10 protein-coding genes are annotated in these 15,703 nt (G+C 62.3%); 2 read left to right on the forward strand and 8 right to left on the reverse strand.

Annotation, left to right across the window (positions count from 1 at the left end; all coding sequences use genetic code 11):
- Positions 1-260 precede the first annotated feature (260 nt).
- On the forward strand, positions 261-1,499 hold the full coding sequence (locus tag IU367_RS06210; RefSeq protein WP_043556388.1) for a uracil-xanthine permease family protein: 1,239 nt from the start codon (positions 261-263) through the stop codon (positions 1,497-1,499).
- An 82-nt stretch (positions 1,500-1,581) separates the two neighbouring features.
- Here the strand turns inward: IU367_RS06210 and pgl are convergent, their stop codons facing one another.
- From pgl to pykF, 4 genes are all read right to left on the reverse strand, one after another.
- Positions 1,582-2,589: a 6-phosphogluconolactonase gene (gene pgl / locus IU367_RS06215; protein ID WP_274453720.1), complete on the reverse strand. Its 1,008-nt coding sequence runs from the start codon at positions 2,587-2,589 to the stop codon at positions 1,582-1,584.
- A 65-nt stretch (positions 2,590-2,654) separates the two neighbouring features.
- Positions 2,655-3,488 (reverse strand): pyridoxamine 5'-phosphate oxidase family protein, encoded by an 834-nt coding sequence (locus IU367_RS06220; RefSeq protein WP_274453721.1) that lies wholly within the window; start codon positions 3,486-3,488, stop codon positions 2,655-2,657.
- A 224-nt stretch (positions 3,489-3,712) separates the two neighbouring features.
- Positions 3,713-7,033 (reverse strand): mechanosensitive channel MscK, encoded by a 3,321-nt coding sequence (mscK, locus tag IU367_RS06225; protein WP_274453722.1) that lies wholly within the window; start codon positions 7,031-7,033, stop codon positions 3,713-3,715.
- A 147-nt stretch (positions 7,034-7,180) separates the two neighbouring features.
- Positions 7,181-8,593 (reverse strand): pyruvate kinase PykF, encoded by a 1,413-nt coding sequence (gene pykF / locus IU367_RS06230; RefSeq protein ID WP_042870985.1) that lies wholly within the window; start codon positions 8,591-8,593, stop codon positions 7,181-7,183.
- Positions 8,594-8,896: 303 nt separating this feature from the next.
- Here pykF and IU367_RS06235 point away from each other — a divergent pair, with 303 nt between their 5' ends.
- Positions 8,897-9,115 carry a hypothetical protein gene (locus IU367_RS06235; RefSeq protein WP_274453723.1) on the forward strand — a complete coding sequence of 73 codons (219 nt, stop codon included), beginning with the start codon at positions 8,897-8,899 and terminating at the stop codon, positions 9,113-9,115.
- A 71-nt stretch (positions 9,116-9,186) separates the two neighbouring features.
- On the opposite strand, the gene IU367_RS06240 is transcribed toward IU367_RS06235, so the two are convergent.
- From IU367_RS06240 to rdgC, 4 genes are all read right to left on the reverse strand, one after another.
- Positions 9,187-10,368: a M28 family metallopeptidase gene (locus IU367_RS06240; protein ID WP_274453724.1), complete on the reverse strand. Its 1,182-nt coding sequence runs from the start codon at positions 10,366-10,368 to the stop codon at positions 9,187-9,189.
- Positions 10,369-10,753: 385 nt separating this feature from the next.
- Complete coding sequence (gene ybaL / locus IU367_RS06245; RefSeq protein ID WP_274453725.1) at positions 10,754-12,397, reverse strand: YbaL family putative K(+) efflux transporter; 1,644 nt, start codon at positions 12,395-12,397, stop codon at positions 10,754-10,756.
- A 384-nt stretch (positions 12,398-12,781) separates the two neighbouring features.
- Positions 12,782-14,563 (reverse strand): gamma-glutamyltransferase, encoded by a 1,782-nt coding sequence (gene ggt / locus IU367_RS06250; RefSeq protein WP_274453726.1) that lies wholly within the window; start codon positions 14,561-14,563, stop codon positions 12,782-12,784.
- 180 nt (positions 14,564-14,743) lie between these two features.
- Positions 14,744-15,655 (reverse strand): recombination-associated protein RdgC, encoded by a 912-nt coding sequence (gene rdgC / locus IU367_RS06255; RefSeq protein ID WP_043137930.1) that lies wholly within the window; start codon positions 15,653-15,655, stop codon positions 14,744-14,746.
- Positions 15,656-15,703 lie beyond the last annotated feature (48 nt).

The following is a 15,703-nucleotide window of genomic DNA, read 5'->3' on the forward strand; positions in this document are numbered from 1 at the left end:
CCCTATGGCGGAGCAGGGGTGAGCCTTTGACAAACAAAGTCGCGTGGAAAAACGATTGGCGTCCGCCATAAAAGTGCGTAAAATCGCATACTCGATGCTTGTAGCAACGAATCCCGCCTAAAAAGCCAGTTTCATGCCCTCCCCAAGCAGTAAAAGGTAACGAATGACGCCAAATGGCCCATTTCACGCCTTGAAAGCGTCTTGTGATAACTGAAAAGTGTCAAATATCCCTGTCAGTTATCAAAAAATTAAGGACATCCATGTTTTCCTTAGTCAAGCAAAGTGTCGCCGGGCTGCAAATCCTGTTTGTCGCCTTCGGTGCCATGGTTCTGGTGCCCCTGCTCACCGGACTGAACCCCTCCATGGCCCTGCTTGGCGCCGGTGTGGGCACCCTGTTGTTCCAGCTCTGCACTCGCCGCCAGGTCCCGATTTTCCTCGGTTCCAGCTTTGCCTTCATCGCCCCCATCATCTACGCCACCCAGACCTGGGGACTGCCGTCCACCATGTTTGGCCTGTTTGCCGCCGGTTTCATGTACTTCATCCTGGCCGCACTCATTCGCGTGCGGGGCATGGGCTTTGTGCACAAGTTGCTGCCGCCCGTGGTGATTGGCCCGGTGATCATGGTGATCGGCCTGTCGGTCGCTCAGGTTGCCTGCAACATGGCGATGGGCCGTGCCGGTGGTGAGCAGGTGGTGCCCGCTGGGACTGCACTGACGCTGGCTGGCATCTCGCTGGCGGTGACCCTGATTGCGGCCGTGTTCTGCAAGGGGTGGATCAAGTTGATCCCCATACTGTGCGGTGTCATCGCCGGTTATGTCTCTGCCGTGCTGATGGGTCAGGTGAACTTCGACGGCCTGATCAACACCCCCTGGCTGGCGCTGCCTCACTTCGAAACGCCGGAGATCAACTGGGCTGCCGCCCTGTTCATGCTGCCGGTGGCCATAGCCCCCTGTATCGAACACATAGGCGGCGTGCTCGCCATCGGTGGCGTGACCGGGCAGGATTACACCAAGAACCCGGGCCTGCACCGTACCCTGGCCGGTGACGGGATCGGCGTCTGCTTCGCCGGTTTCATCGGTGGTCCACCCGTGACCACCTACGCCGAAGTGACCGGTGCCGTGATGATCACCCGCAACTTCAACCCTGTCACCATGACCTGGGCCGCGGTGTTCGCCATCATTCTGGCCTTCTTCGGCAAGTTCAACGCCCTGCTCACCTCCATCCCCATGCCTGTGATGGGCGGCATCATGCTGCTGCTGTTCGGATCCATCGCCGCCATCGGTCTCAAGACGCTGGTGGAGTCCAAGGTGGATCTGGGGCTGGCCCGCAACATCGCCATCGTGGCCGTGACCCTGACCGTGGGTGTCGGTGCGCTGGAGATGAAGATCGGTGACTTCGCCCTGGCCGGTGTCGGCCTGGCATCGGTTGCCGCCATACTGCTCAACCTGATCCTGCCTGCCAGCTCCGAAGAGGGCGCCATGGAGAGTGCCAAGGATTAAGCGCTTGGCTTGCTGTGCATTGAGATGATGAAAAAGAGGCCACCCCAGGGTGGCCTCACTCATTTGGACCGCTTTCCCGGCGTCACTCGCGCAAGGCCAGCACTCGCACCCACATGGCCCCGTCGCCCACCGGATGGCGCGCGAGCAGCGTCAGCTCGCCGCTGCCCGGGTCTATGCGGTGCACGGCGAGCTGGTGGGAGGCTTGCCCGGCCGCCAGCAGATAGCGGCCGCTGTGATCGATGGCAAAGCCGCGCGGCATTGTCTCGGTCGGGAAGTGGGCCAGCGGGGTCAGGCTGCCATCCAGCTCCGCTATGCCAAACAGGGTCAGCAGGCTGCTGGCCCGCTCGCAGCTGTAGAGAAAACGGCCATCCGGCGTGACATGCAGATCCGCCCCCCAGCGCTCTCCCTGATACCCCGCAGGCAGCATGTCCAGACTCTGTTGCAGATGGATATGGCCATCGGCCTGCCTGTGGTAGCGGTTGATGGTGCAATCTAGCTCGTTCAGGCAGTAGATATCGCCATTGACGGGGTGCAGCGCCAGGTGCCTTGGCCCGGCACCGCTGGCGGTATGCAGATCTCCCAGCGGATGGGGCGCCAGCCGCCCCTCGTCGTTCAGGGTGAAGCGGCGGATGGCATCTTCGGTGAGGCAGGCAACCAGCGCCTCCTGCCTGCCCTGCTCGTCCGCCAGCAGGGTGACCGAGTGAGCCGTCATCAGCGGATCCATGTGCTGGTGCGGGGCCTGCACCAGGCCAGCGGCATCGATGGGGAAGACGGTGACATGGTTGAAGGCGTAGGAAGCCGCCAGCAGGAAGCGGCCGTCGGCCGTGATGGCGGTGTGGGAGGCACTGCCCGCCAGCGGCGCCGAGCCCTGTTCGCTGAGCCGGCCATCCATGCCAATCCGGTAGCTGATGACCGCAAAATCGGGCCGCACGGCGGCATGCAGCCAGCGCCCATCCGGGCTTGTCACCAGCGGCTGGACCTGGCCCGGGGTATCGACCACCTGCAATAGCGCGAGCTCCCCGCTCTCGGCCAGGGCGAACACGTGGATCTGCTGGCTGGCGGGGCTTGCGACGTAAACGACCTGCTGCATCTGATCTCTACTCCTTGTCATGGGTAACGGCAGGCCAATCTTATCTCCATCCTCCGGGGTTTTGCTTACTCTTTTGCCCGGCCCGGGCACACCACCTGATGGGCCTTCAGGTGATAGAGCTCCACCTGCGGGTGGCTGAAGAAGCCCACTTCCCACGGATTTTTCTGCACGAACGCGGCGCGAATAGGCTCGAACAGTGGATGATCCTGCGGGATCTGGTAGGCATCGGCGGCGATGATGGTGTAATTCCACTCGATGGCCCGGGTGTAGGTAAACACAGCCCGCGAGTCGATGGCGAAATGGCAGCGGCCGTCGCGCTTGAGCAGCCGGGATTTGAAGGTCTCGGGGAAGGTGATGAAGAAGATGTCGTCCTCATCCGAGGAGAGAAATGCCAGCACTGTGGTGTGCGGCTGTGACTGGGCCCGGGTGACCAGTACCCCTATCTTGTTCTCCACTTCGCGCAAATCAGGCACGGGCAAGCCGGTGAGCGGGGTGACCGGCAGCGGAACTGCCTCTCGCCCGTCTTGCGGATGCTGGTAGTCCGGCTGGGCAAAGGCATGGGCCACCCGATTGCCATACCAGAGCTCGAACTGCAGCGGGGTGACATGGACCCTGCCGGGCGAAACCCGCTCGACCCGCCCCTTGTAGGAGGCGCGATAGACGCTCAGGGAGGCATCGTACTCATCGACCCCAGTGCGGTTGTCCAGGTGCAGGGTGATCTTGTCGCCCGCCGCCAGCTGGTGCCCCTTGGGAAAGCTGAGCAGCAGCGTATCGTCGTCATGGATCTCGACCCCGCAGATATAGACGCCGGTCTCCTTGCTGGCCGGATCGGCATAGGTGGCGGCGACCCCGAGCAGGGGGGAGCCGAGAAAAGCGAGCAGACTGGATGGTGAATTCATGGCGCACCTCGATTGCAAATGTGGGGATGTGGCACCTGAGTGTATCCCGGCTTGGCCGAACTGGCGGTCGTACCGTCGCCCTTTATCCGCTATCCAAGTTACTGATAAGTGACGGCTTGTTCTCGCCTCGCCATCACAAAACCGCCAACCCGGTTCCGCCGGGCGGGCCAGGACCATAAAAAAGGCCCCGTCACGGGGCCTTGGGTACTGGTTGTCGTCCTGCATCAGGCGGGCTGCTGGCCCGGCGGCGGCAGGGCGGCGGAGCTGGGCTCCACCTTCTGCTCTTCGCCCTTCATGTTCTTGATGTAGACATCCATCTGGTTGAACGCGATCTCGATACCGTTCGCCTTGAACAGGGCGTCGATCTTGCGGTTCAGCTCGTCCACGGCCGGGTTGCGATCGCCGAGCTCGCTCACGAAGAAGCGCAGCTCGTGATCCAGGGTGCTGGGGCCGAAGGTGAGGAAGTAGACGATGGGGGCCGGGTCTTTCAACACGCGGCTGTTGTCGTCTGCGGCCTGCTTGAGCAGGGTGCGGGTCAGCTCCAGATCCGAGCCGTAGGCGACCCCTACCCGCACTATGACGCGGGTGACGGTATCGCTCAGGGACCAGTTGATCAGCCGCTCTGTCATCAGCTGCTGGTTGGGGATGATCACCTCTTTGCGGTCGAAGTCGGTCAGGGTGGTGGCGCGAATGCGGATCCTGGAGACGGTACCGGAGAAGGGACCAATGGTGACTGTGTCGCCGATCCGCACCGGACGCTCGAACAGTATGATGATGCCCGAGACGAAGTTGGAGAGGATCTCCTTCATGCCAAAACCGATACCGACCGACAGACCACCCGCTACCCACTGCAGCTTGTCCCACTGCACGCCCATCATGGAGAGGGCGGTCAGGGAGCCGAAGCCGATCAGCACATAGTTGAGCATGGTGGTGATGGCGTAGGCGGTACCCTGGGCCAGGTTCAACTTGGAGAGCACCAGCACCTCCAGCAGACCGGGCAGGTTGCGGGCCAGTGACCAGGCGCCTCCGAGCAGGAGGAAGCCGATCAGCACGTCGCTCAGGCTGATCGGGAAGAGCACGGCATTGGCGCCGCTCCCTTCACTGCGGTGCCACAGCACCATGCTGTCGAGGTAGGAGAAGACAGCCACCAGATCAGACCAGAGCCAGTAGAAGGCGACACCGAATACCAGCAGCAGCACGGTACGGGTCAAGCGCAGGGATTGCTGGCTGACATCCTCCAGATCCATGGGTTGCTCTTCGATGGACTCGCCACCTTCCGCGTCTTCCACCGATCTGTGCTCACGCTTGGCCACTGCACGGCGGTAAGCCAGACGGCGGGCAGCCAGCTCCAGACCACGCAGGGCGGTGCGGTAGACCAGGCTCCAGATGATCAGCAGGTAGAAGGACTCCACCAGACGGCCGGTCAGTTTCAGCGCCGTGTAGTAGTAGCCCAGGCCGACCAGCACCATCAGTGCTACCGGCGCCAGCGCCAGGGCGCCCGCGGTGATCGACTGCTGCATGCTGCCCTCGCCCTTGATAATGGCGCGAGAGATGGGGAACACCAGATAGGTGGTGAGGCCCAGCAGCAGCAGGGTCAGTGCCTGACCGACCACATCGTTGCCTAGCGACGAGGGTTCTACCACCGCCTTGGTCGAGAGCATGATGAGCGGCAGCAGCGGCAGCCACAGATAGCGCATGCTGGTGCGCTTGGCCTGCAGCTCGGCCTTCGGCATGCGGAAGTGGGATTCGGCAATGCCGCCCGGACGCATTACCGCCAGATAGACGCTGAACACCAGATAACCGAGGGCCAGGTTGAGGGTGATCTGGAAAATCAGTTTGGGGCTGAGCAGGCCGCAGTAAGTGAGCCAGAGACCGGCAGCCAGTATGAACAGGCTGCCCGGCAGGCGCTGCAGCACGGAATAGAGCAGGGCGCGCGGCGTGTGCCACTGGCTGTCCTGGCGAAAACGTCCCAGATCCTTGGCGATCCTCTGCTGGCGCTTGACCAGGGTCGGGCGCTTCCAGATCAGCAGGCCACCCACCAGCAGCAGCGGGAAGGCGAGCAGGGAAACCGGCAGCAGCATCTCGCCCCAGCCGTCCCAGTCCGGCTTCAGCACCCAGTCCGAGGCTTGCTTGTAGGCCTGGGCCGGCCAGTTGATGAACCACTTCATGTCGATGGGTTTGTTGCTGCTGACCCAGAAGATGTGTTGCTGCAGGGTAAATTCGATGGAGGCGTAGATCCGCGCCAGCTGTTGCTGGGTCAGCTGCAGGCTGATGGCGTTGGTCAGCTGGCTGTCGAGCTGACGGTTGAGCTGGTCGAGCAGGCTGATGCGGGTGTCAAGCAGGGTGGAGAGGTTGGCCTTGTCCTCTGCAGTGACAGGTTCGCTGCTGTTGGCGATCAGGTTGTCCAGATACTGGGTTTTCTGGAACAGTTGGTCACGTTGCTGGCTCAGTTCGAACTGGGCCAGATGCAGGTCGGCGATCTGCTCCTCCAGGTTCTTGACCGCAGAGGTGGGGGCGGACTCCAGCTGCTGGTAGAGCTGATAGAGGATGCGCGACAGCAGCAGGTTGCCCTTGAGCATCTGTACCTGTTCGTTCAGGTTGCGCTCTGTCTGGGTGCCGCGTTCCAGCCAGCTCTTGGCTTGCAGGTTCTTCTGCACCAGATTGTTGAGATTGGTGGTGGCGCTGACCAGTTGCTGGCTGAGCTGATGGTTGAGTTCCTGCTCTTTTTGTACCAGCGGGTTATCGTCGATGGCGACCAGTTCACCTGTCTGCTCGGCAGTTTTTTCGGTATCGCCCAGACGTTTGGCACTGCTCTGCTCCTGCAGCAGTTGCAGCTTCTGCTCCTCGTTGGCGAGGCGGGCATTCTGGTAGTCCCGTTGCTTGACCGCCAGATCCTGCATGCTGGTGCGGTTATCCAGCTGTTGTTGCAGGTTGGCCAGTTGCAGCTCCAGCAAGGCCAGCTCGGCGCCCAGCTTCATCTTCTCGGCACTGCTGACGCTGTCACCGACGTTGAGGCGGGTGCGGATCTCCTGGCTGCGCTGATAGGCGCGGCTCATGTTGGTCTGGGCCCGCTCCGGCAGGGTTTGCAGACTGGTGAGCTGGCTGCCTATGGTGCCGAGGGTTTCCTGGGCATCCTGCATGTTGGCCAGCACTTCAGGCTGGCGGCTGTCCAGTTCCGCCAGGCTCATGCTGGCGTACTCGCTCTTGATCTGCTCGGCGCTCTTGTTCTGGGTCAGGGCATCGAGTTTGGCGCTGATGTCCCTGAGCTCACCCGGCAGGGAGCGAAGGCGTTGGGTTTGGCTCTTGGCCTTGGCGTGCTCCTTCTCGATGCTGTCGAGCAGGCTGAGGGTCTCGGTCAGGAGCTTCTGGTCGGCCTGCTGGCTGACGGTGAGGGTGTCTGACTTGCCGAGGGCATCGAGCGCGCGCTGTACGCTGGCTCTTTGGGGCACGTCCTGCGCCATGGCTTGCGGTACGCAGAGGCTGATGAATAAGCAGAGCAGCGGCAACAGGGTGGCCGAGGCTCTTTTGAAGCGTGTTGAGAGCATAAAACTTCCGGGTTATTACGCGATAGTTGGGAAATTTCCCACTTGGATTGAATCCGCGTGGATTCTAACACCGGGCTTGAACGGGAAGCAGGGGGGCAGATAAAAAAAACGGCGCCCGCAGGCGCCGTTTCATCGGTTCGGTACGGATTAGAGTACGTGAACGGAGGCGGTGTTGGTGGTGCCGCTCGGTACCAGGGCACCGGAGACCATGACGACCACGTCACCCTTCAGACCCATGCCGCTGGCCAGCGCCGCTTCTTTGCCGATGCGATAGAAATCGTCGGTGGAGGCGATGCTGTCAACCACGTGAGCAATCACACCCTTGGTCAGAACCAGCTGGGCAGCTGTCTTCTTGTTGGTGGTGATGGCCAGGATCCAGGCTTGCGGGAAGTACTTGCGAATGGCCTTGGCAGACTTGCCGCCTTCGGTGGCAACCACGATCAGCGGGGCATCCAGCTTCTCGGAGGTCTCGACCGCGCCTTTACAGACGGCTTCGGTGATGCGCAGCTTGTTGCTGTCGTTGGCAGCAGACAGGTTGGACGGCATCACGGCATCGGTACGCTCGCAGATGGTGGCCATGATGGTCACGGCTTCCAGCGGGTACTTGCCCTTGGCGGACTCACCGGACAGCATGACTGCGTCGGTACCGTCCAGGATGGCGTTGGCCACGTCGCCGGCTTCGGCGCGGGTCGGACGCGGGTTCTTGATCATGGAATCCAGCATCTGGGTGGCGGTGATAACCACTTTACGTGCCTTGTTGCACTTGGTGATGATCATCTTCTGGGCGAAGATCACTTCTTCAACCGGAATTTCCACGCCCATGTCGCCACGTGCAACCATGATGCCGTCGGAGACAGCCAGGATCTCGTCGAAGTTGTCCAGGCCTTCCTGGTTTTCGATCTTGGAGATGATCTGGATGTTCTCGCCACCGTGGGCTTTCAAGTGCTCACGGATTTCCAGCACGTCTTCTTTCTTGCGAATGAAGGAGGCAGCAACGAAATCAACGCCTTGCTCGCAACCGAAGATGAGGTCGCGCTTGTCTTTCTCGGCCAGGGCCGGCAGCTTGATGGAGACGCCCGGCAGGTTGATGCCCTTGTTCTCGCCCAGATCACCGTTGTTCAGCACTTTACAGACAACTTCACGCTCGGTGATTTCGATCACGTCCAGGCCGATCAGGCCGTCATCCACCAGGATGCGGTTGCCGACGCGCAGGTCGTTGGCGAAACCGGCATAGGTCACGGCCACTTTGTCTTTGTTGCCAACCACAGTCTGGTCTGTGGTGAAGGTGAAGGTCTGGCCAGCGACCAGGGCAACGTCATTGCCGCCTTCCAGCTTGATGGTACGGATTTCCGGACCCTTGGTGTCAAGCAGGATAGCTGCGTGCTTGCCGGTTTCGGCCATGACAGCGCGCAGGTTGTTGATACGACCGCCGTGCTCGGCGTAGTCGCCGTGGGAGAAGTTCAGGCGCATGACGTTCATGCCGGCATCCAGCATTTTAGCCAGCATTTCTTTGGATTCGGTCTTGGGACCGATGGTGCAGACGATTTTGGTCTTTTTCATGTCAGTCTTCATGGTTAAGGAGTTTCCGCCGTGCAATATACACCAGTTTTTGGATACTTTTTATGATCCAGAAACAACGTTTTGACCAGATAACGTTTTCTTTTCAGGGATAACGTTTTCCTCCCGGCTACTTTTTAGGGCATAAATTAACTGGTCCGCGCAGATTTGGCATAAATGTTGCCATATGCATCCAGGCGCCGGCCCGCCTCGTCAGATGTTGTAAAATGACGATCCCGCCCTGTCATCAAGCCGTCATCAGTCCCGACAAGAATAGACCCGGTAACGGAACATGAGAGCCCCAGGATGACGCCCTATCTGTTGATACTCTCCCTCGCCCTGCTGGCCGTGCAGGCCCTGCCTGCCGCCTGCTGGCCGGACGATCCTGCCCCGCGGGCTGCCAGCGCCCTTGAGCTTGTCGAATTGCAGCAGATGCTGGCGGCCAGCGAACCCGGCCTCTCCCGTGACGCCTGGCGGCAGCTGCGCCAGGACAGCCTGCTCGGCTGGCAACACGGGTCGCACTGAACGGGAGACGTTAAAAAGAGAGGGAGGCCAAGCCTCCCTCTCTTTTTATCCTGTTTTCAACGGCATCTGGCTCAGTTGATCTTGCCCATCTCGATGGCGAAGCTGGTGGCCAGCTGGGCGAACTTGAGGGCGTGGCCGGCGGAGGCGTCCGAATTTGGCAGGGTATCCTGCGCCGTGTGGATGTTGGGGTTGTAGTCGTTGAAGCGCGACTCGAACGGCATGGCGGCGGGATAGCCCTGATTGTGCCAGGAGGCGTGATCCGAGCAGCCGTAGCCGCAGCTGTCATAGCCATAGCTTATCTGCGGCAGGTAGGCATCGAGCAACTGGGCGAGATAGCCGGTCAGTCCCTGGTCCGTGTAGTCGGTCATGAAGACGATGTCTTCCGCCGAGCCCTGGTAGTTGGTCATGTCCAGCTGCAACGCCGCCAGTACCTTGGTGTTGGCCGCCTTGTAGCGACTGGCGATGTCCTTGGAGCCGCGCAGACCCACCTCTTCCGCCGCATAGCCGATAAATTGCAGGGTGCGCTCCGGCTGGCGCCCCTGCTCGGCGATGACCCTCAGCACCTCGGTCAGGGTGGCGATGCCGGAGGCGTCATCGTCGGCGCCGGGGGCCAGGGTGCGGCTGTTGGGGGCCGAGCCTGCGGTGGAGTCGAGATGACCGCCGATCACCACCACCTCATCCGGATAGCGGCTGCCCTTGAGGGTCAGCACCACGGATTGCTGCGGGTAGCCGCTGTGCTTGACCCGGCTGACGCTGGCCCAGGGCAGGGTTGCGCTCAGGCTCTGCCACTGGCTGGCCACCCAGTCGGCGGATTGCACTCCTGTGGTGGTGGTGTAGTAGCGGTTGCGCCAGCTGGCGAGCTTGCTGATGGTGCCGACTATGTTGCCCTGATCCAGATAGGGCAGCAGTCGGTTGACGCTGCCGCCCTGGGTCAGCGGCGGAGCACTGAACAGGTTCTGGCTGAGGGGCTGGGCCATGCTCTGCAGGGCGTCGGCCAGGGTGCTGTGCACCACATAGCCGCCGCAGCGCTGATGGCCTTCGTGCATCAGGTGGGAGAGGGTGCCGAGCTCGCTCGCCTCGACCTGAGCCAGCTGGACGGGGGCGCCGCTGGCACTGAACAGGGGGGCCAGCTTGGCCTTGACCTGCTTGAGTTCGACGCCGCTGTCGGCTCCAACCGTGATCCAGACGGGGTCGGCGGCCTGCACGGCGAGGGGCAGCAGGGGAAGCAAGAGGGCGGTCAGCAAGGGTTTCATATCGGATCCTTCCGGGTAGCGTGACAGATGAATGACATAAGTGGGTGTCATAAGACGACCTGCCCAGTCTAGTCAGGGGAGGGCACGCCGGATCTGCCCATCTGGCGGGCTGGCTGCCCCATCCGGTGGGGGTCACTGCAGGATCTGCTGTTTACCCGGGGGGTTGGGCCGGGCTGGTCAGCGCTTTGTGCTGATGAGAAGGGGAGTGGCAGTCTGGTTGCCGTGCCCTGGCCATTATGCCCCGGCTGGGGGGCTGACGCAGGGACCCAAAGTGTGCCATGTCGGCGATGTTGCGCCACTATGGCTGGGGGCTGGCCGTTGCGCTCGGCCCAAACGAAAGGGGCCTGGGGCCCCTCTCTGTCGGTTTGCTCCCTGCCAATGGCGGTCAGCCCGTGGTTTCGGCCAGCATGCCGAGCGCTATTTCCCGCTCCCCCATGATCACCTTGTCTGCCCCCTGCCGGGTGAGGAAGTTGACTTCGTCATCGCTGTGGGCGCGGGCTATGACCCGGATGGTCGGATTGATCAGCCTGGCCTGGGCGATGGCCTCGCCGGCCTCGAAGCTGTTGGGGATGGCCACCAGCAGCCAGCTGGCATCGGCGATGGCGGCGCGACACAGCACCTCATCGTTTGCCACGTTGCCATTGATATGAGGGATCCCGGCCTGGTGCAGGCTCTCCAGCCGGTGCGGATCCTGCTCTATCACCACCAGCGGCCGCTCTGCGGCTTGCAGCCCTTCCACCAGCAGGCGGCCGACCCGGCCAAAGCCCACCAGCACAGTGTGCTCCTTCATCTCGACGGCCGGGCACTTGCACTCGGCCAGCGCCTGGGTGTTGTCGGCATCCGGGTGTTTCTCCAGGTAGCGCTCGACGGCGTTGAACACCAGCGGATTGAGCATGATGGAGAGGCTGGCACCCACCAGGATCAGATCCCGGGCCGCTTCCGGCACCAGCTTGAGCACGATGGCGAGCCCTATCAGGATGAAGGAGAACTCGCCGATCTGGGCCAGGCTGGCGGAGATGGTGAGCGCGGTGCGCTGGCTGTAGCGAAACAGCCGCACTATGGCGTAGGCCGCCACCGACTTGCCGAACATGATGATGAACAGGGTGGCCAGCACCGCCAGCGGATCCGTCAGCAGCACAGCGGGGTTGAACAGCATGCCCACCGAGACGAAGAAGAGCACGGCGAAGGCATCCTGCAGCGGCAAGGTGTTGTTGGCGGCGCGATGGCTCAGCTCGGAGCTGTTCATGACGATGCCGGCGAAGAAGGCGCCGAGGGCGAAGGAGACGCCGAACAGCTTGACCGCGCCGAAGGCGATGCCGAGGGAGCCGGTCAGTACCGCCAGGGTGAACAGCTCGCGGGAGCCCGTGCTGGCGGTGTGGGCCAGCAACCAGGGGATGAAGCGGCTGCCCACCACCATCATCAGCGCCACGAACAGGGCGACCTTGCCGAGGGTCCAGCCCAGATCCAGCGTTATGCTCTGCCAGCTCATGCTCTGATCGCCGTGCTGGATATTGGCGAGTATGGGCAGCATCACCAGCGCCAGCACCATCACCAGATCCTCGACGATGAGCCAGCCGATGGCGATGCGCCCCTGCAGGGTCTCCAGGTTCTGGCGGCTCTCCAGCGCCCGCAGCAGCACCACTGTACTGGCGGTGGAGAGGGCGAGGCCGAACATCAGACCGGCGGTGAGATCCCACCCCATAAGGGAGGAGAGCCCCATGCCGAGCAAGGTGGCGACCGCTATCTGGACGATGGCGCCCGGAATGGCGATCTTCTTCACCGACATCAGGTCGCTGAAGGAGAAGTGCAGGCCCACCCCGAACATCAACAGGATAACGCCCAGTTCCGCCAGCTCGGGCACCAGCGCCATGTCGGCCACATAGCCAGGCGTGAAGGGGCCCGAGATCACCCCGGCCGCCAGATAACCCACCATGGGCGAGATCTTGAGGCGATGGGCAAGCATGCCGAGCACGTAGGCGAGCACGAAGCCGCCAACCAGGGTGGTAATCAGGGGAAGGGAGTGGTCCATGTCGTCACCTCGCTAATGGCAGTCAGGGGGCTACCAGATCACCGCGCGGGATGAACAGGGCAGCTGTCAATGAGCAGGGGGCGAAAGAGACAGATGTTGGCCGCGACAAACACTGGATATTGGGGACAACAGTTGTCGTTTCTGTTGAAAAATAATACATTTTTTGCCTAAAAGCAATATTTATCCACATTTCAACGCTTATTTGCGATTAAAAGTGCATAAGTATCGAAATGCAGGGGGGAAGGGGCGCCTTTCTCCATTTTGTTGGCAGGAGTAATTAATCTGCGATGATTTTGGTCTGCAAGTGTGCGCCCCGGGGCGGCGCCAGGGCGCAACAAGCAACAAGGCGACCCTGAGGTCGCCTTGTTGCAGAGACGCGGGCACTTATTCGCCCTTGGCAATCCCCTCGCGCCTCGGATCGGCGGCGCCGAACCAGCCGCCGGCATTGCGCTCGACCCCCTGTAGGCCCGAGGTCTGCTCGCTCAGCACCACCTCGTGTCCCCTCGCCTTGAGCCCCTCGACCACTGCCTCGGGGGTGCGTCCCGCCTCCAGCTCGGTGGGGCCGTTGCGGCTGCCGAAGTTGGGCAGGTTGATGGCCTGCTGCAGGTTCAGCCCCCAATCCTGGGTGCCGAGCAGCGTCTTGCCCACGTAGTTGATGATGGCGGAGCCCCCCGGAGAGCCCAGGCTCATTTCGAGCTCGCCACTGTGCTTGTCAAACACCAGCAGAGGGGACATGGAGGAGCGCGGCCGTTTGCCGGGCGCTACCCGGTTCGCCACCGGCAGACCGGCAGCATCCAGCGAGGTGAAGGAAAAATCGGTGAGCTGGTTGTTGAGCAGGTAGCCGTTGACCATCAGCCGAGAACCGAAGCCATCCTCGATGGAGCTGGTCATGGAGACTGCCATGCCCGCCTTGTCGACGATGGAGACGTGGCTGGTGGAAGGCAGCTCGGGGGTAGCATCCTTGCCGCGAGCCAGTGCCAGCGGCGGCGTGCCCGGTTGGGCCAGGCCCATGGAACGCTCGCCGATAAGCTTGCTCCGCTCGGCCAGATAGCCCTTGTCCAGCAGACCCTTCACCGGCACGCTGACAAGATCGCCGTCCGCCACATACTGGTTGCGATCGGCGAAGGCGAGCCGCGCCGCCTCGCTGTAGAGATGAATGGCCTCGCTTGATGCGGCCAGTCCCCCTTCCGTCGTGGCGATCGGCTTGAGGGCCACCATGTCGCGGCTCTCCAGCATGCCGAAGATCTGGCCCAGGGCTATGGTGCCGGAGGAGGGGGTGGGAAAGCCGCAGATCTGGCTCTGGCGATAGTCAAAGCAGAGACCGTCCCGCAGCTTGGCCTGGTAGCTGGCCAGATCCGCCGCCGCCAGCACGCCGGGATTGGTGGGATGCTGGCGCACCTTGGCGACCATGGCCTGGGCCAGCGGCCCCTGATAGAAGGCATCCGCCCCCTGTGTGGCCAGGGTGCGCAGCACCTTGGCCAGCGCCGGGTTGCTGAGCGTGCTGCCGGCGGGCCTGGGAGTGCCATCCGGCAGATAGAAGTAGGCACGGGCATCCGGGTCCCTGGCGAGGTAGGGATCTTTTGCCAGCAGGGTGGCCAGCCGCGGGCTTATCACAAAACCCTGCTCCGCGAGCGTGATGGCGGGCTCGAACAACGTGGCCCAGGGCAGCTTGCCATAGCGCTGATGGGCCAGCGCCAGTGCCCGTACCGTGCCCGGCGCGCCGACCGAGCGGCCACCCACCACGCCATCGTAGAAGGCCATCGGCTTGCCATCCTTCATGAACAGCTGATCCGTGGCGGCGGCAGGGGCCGTCTCGCGGCCATCCACAGCCGCGACCTTGCTGCCATCCCACACCAGCAGCAGGGAGCCACCGCCGATGCCGGAGGATTGCGGCTCCACCAGGGTCAGCACCAGTTGCACCGCGATGGCGGCATCCACGGCGCTGCCACCCGCCTGGATGATCTGGTAGCCCGCATCCACCGCCAGCGGGTTGGCGGCCGCCACCATGAAGTCATGGCCCTGCCAGCCCTGTTTGTTGGTCCAGCCGCTGGCTGCCTCGGGGGCAAGCAGGGTCTGGGGCGGTGGGGCATAGTGAAAGCCCTTGTCGCTGGCACAACCGGCCAGCAGGGCGAGGGCAAGGGTCAGCCCCAGGGGTTTGAGCAACATGACACTCTCCTTGTCTGTTTTATGACCATGAGGGGCGACTATGTCACGATTGGCACTGGTTACTCAAGTTGTTGAACAGGATCAATGCCTTACTCATTTATCAATAGGCCCCATCCGTCAGCGCCGGCCATAAAAAAACCGCCCTGGGGCGGTTTTTGCAATTTGGTGAAGCAGGCCGGGCTAGATGGACTGCTCTTCGCCACCCAGGGCGGCAAACAGCGCCGGGATGAACTGGGCCAGCTCGGCGGTCACCAGGGCGAAGTCGGCGTCCAGACGGGCGGCCGGATCTTCACTGGTCACGTCGTCGTTCTGCTCGCGCAGCTCTTCGCTGAACTTGAGGCGCTTGATGGAGATGTCATCCCCCAGCACGAAGCTCAGGGTCTCGCCCCAGTTGAGGGCCAGCTTGGTCACCAGCTTGTCGTTGGACAGGTGGTTCTTGATCTCGTCGGTCATCAGATCCTGCTGCTTGCAGCGGATGATGCCGCCGTGCTCCATGGCACTGCGCAGCTCGGCTTCGTCTTCCAGCGCGAAGGAGGCGGGCAGATTGCCCTCGCTCAGCCACTCGGTCATGGTGATCTCGGGCGGATTCTTGAGGGCCACGGGCACCACGGGCAGGGTGCCTATGCTCTTGCGCAGCAGGGCCAGCAGATCGTCCGCCTTCTTGGCGGAGCCCGCGTCCACCACCATCAGATTGTCAGCCGGATTGATCCAGGCGAAGGTCTGGCTGGTACGACTGAAGGCACGGGGCAGCAGGGTGTGGAGTATCTCCTCCTTCAGCGCTTCCTTCTCTTTCTTCTTGAGGGCGCGGCCCTGCTCGAATTCGATCGCTTCTACCTTCTCCGCCAGCATCTCCTTGACGACGGAGCCCGGCAGCATCTTCTCTTCCTTGCGGGCACAGAGCAGGATGTGGCCGGCGGCCGAGTGGGTCAGGGTCGAGCCGAATTTGCCAAGGGGCTTGACCCAACCGAACCGGGAGATGTCCTGACTGCCACAAGGGGTGAAGGCGCAGGCCTCGAGCTGGGTTTCCAGCTGATCCACTGTCAGGTCAAAGGGGCGGGTAAAGCGATAAATCTGCAGGTTTTTAAACCACATGGCGTCCTCGGTCTCATAGATTGTCCGGCGGGCATTGTACTAGAGAGG

Source organism: Aeromonas bestiarum (genome assembly GCF_028751155.1).
GTDB classification, from domain to species: domain Bacteria; phylum Pseudomonadota; class Gammaproteobacteria; order Enterobacterales; family Aeromonadaceae; genus Aeromonas; species Aeromonas bestiarum.

What these genes read in the sequence shown, in the direction of transcription:
- rdgC (WP_043137930.1), bottom strand. Translation starts at nt 15,655, where the DNA reads ATGTGGTTTAAAAACCTGCAGATTTATCGCTTTACCCGCCCCTTTGAC.
- ybaL (WP_274453725.1), bottom strand. Translation starts at nt 12,397, where the DNA reads ATGGACCACTCCCTTCCCCTGATTACCACCCTGGTTGGCGGCTTCGTG.
- ggt (WP_274453726.1), bottom strand. Translation starts at nt 14,563, where the DNA reads ATGTTGCTCAAACCCCTGGGGCTGACCCTTGCCCTCGCCCTGCTGGCC.
- IU367_RS06240 (WP_274453724.1), bottom strand. Translation starts at nt 10,368, where the DNA reads ATGAAACCCTTGCTGACCGCCCTCTTGCTTCCCCTGCTGCCCCTCGCC.
- mscK (WP_274453722.1), bottom strand. Translation starts at nt 7,033, where the DNA reads ATGCTCTCAACACGCTTCAAAAGAGCCTCGGCCACCCTGTTGCCGCTG.
- pykF (WP_042870985.1), bottom strand. Translation starts at nt 8,593, where the DNA reads ATGAAAAAGACCAAAATCGTCTGCACCATCGGTCCCAAGACCGAATCC.
- IU367_RS06210 (WP_043556388.1), top strand. Translation starts at nt 261, where the DNA reads ATGTTTTCCTTAGTCAAGCAAAGTGTCGCCGGGCTGCAAATCCTGTTT.
- IU367_RS06220 (WP_274453721.1), bottom strand. Translation starts at nt 3,488, where the DNA reads ATGAATTCACCATCCAGTCTGCTCGCTTTTCTCGGCTCCCCCCTGCTC.
- pgl (WP_274453720.1), bottom strand. Translation starts at nt 2,589, where the DNA reads ATGCAGCAGGTCGTTTACGTCGCAAGCCCCGCCAGCCAGCAGATCCAC.
- IU367_RS06235 (WP_274453723.1), top strand. Translation starts at nt 8,897, where the DNA reads ATGACGCCCTATCTGTTGATACTCTCCCTCGCCCTGCTGGCCGTGCAG.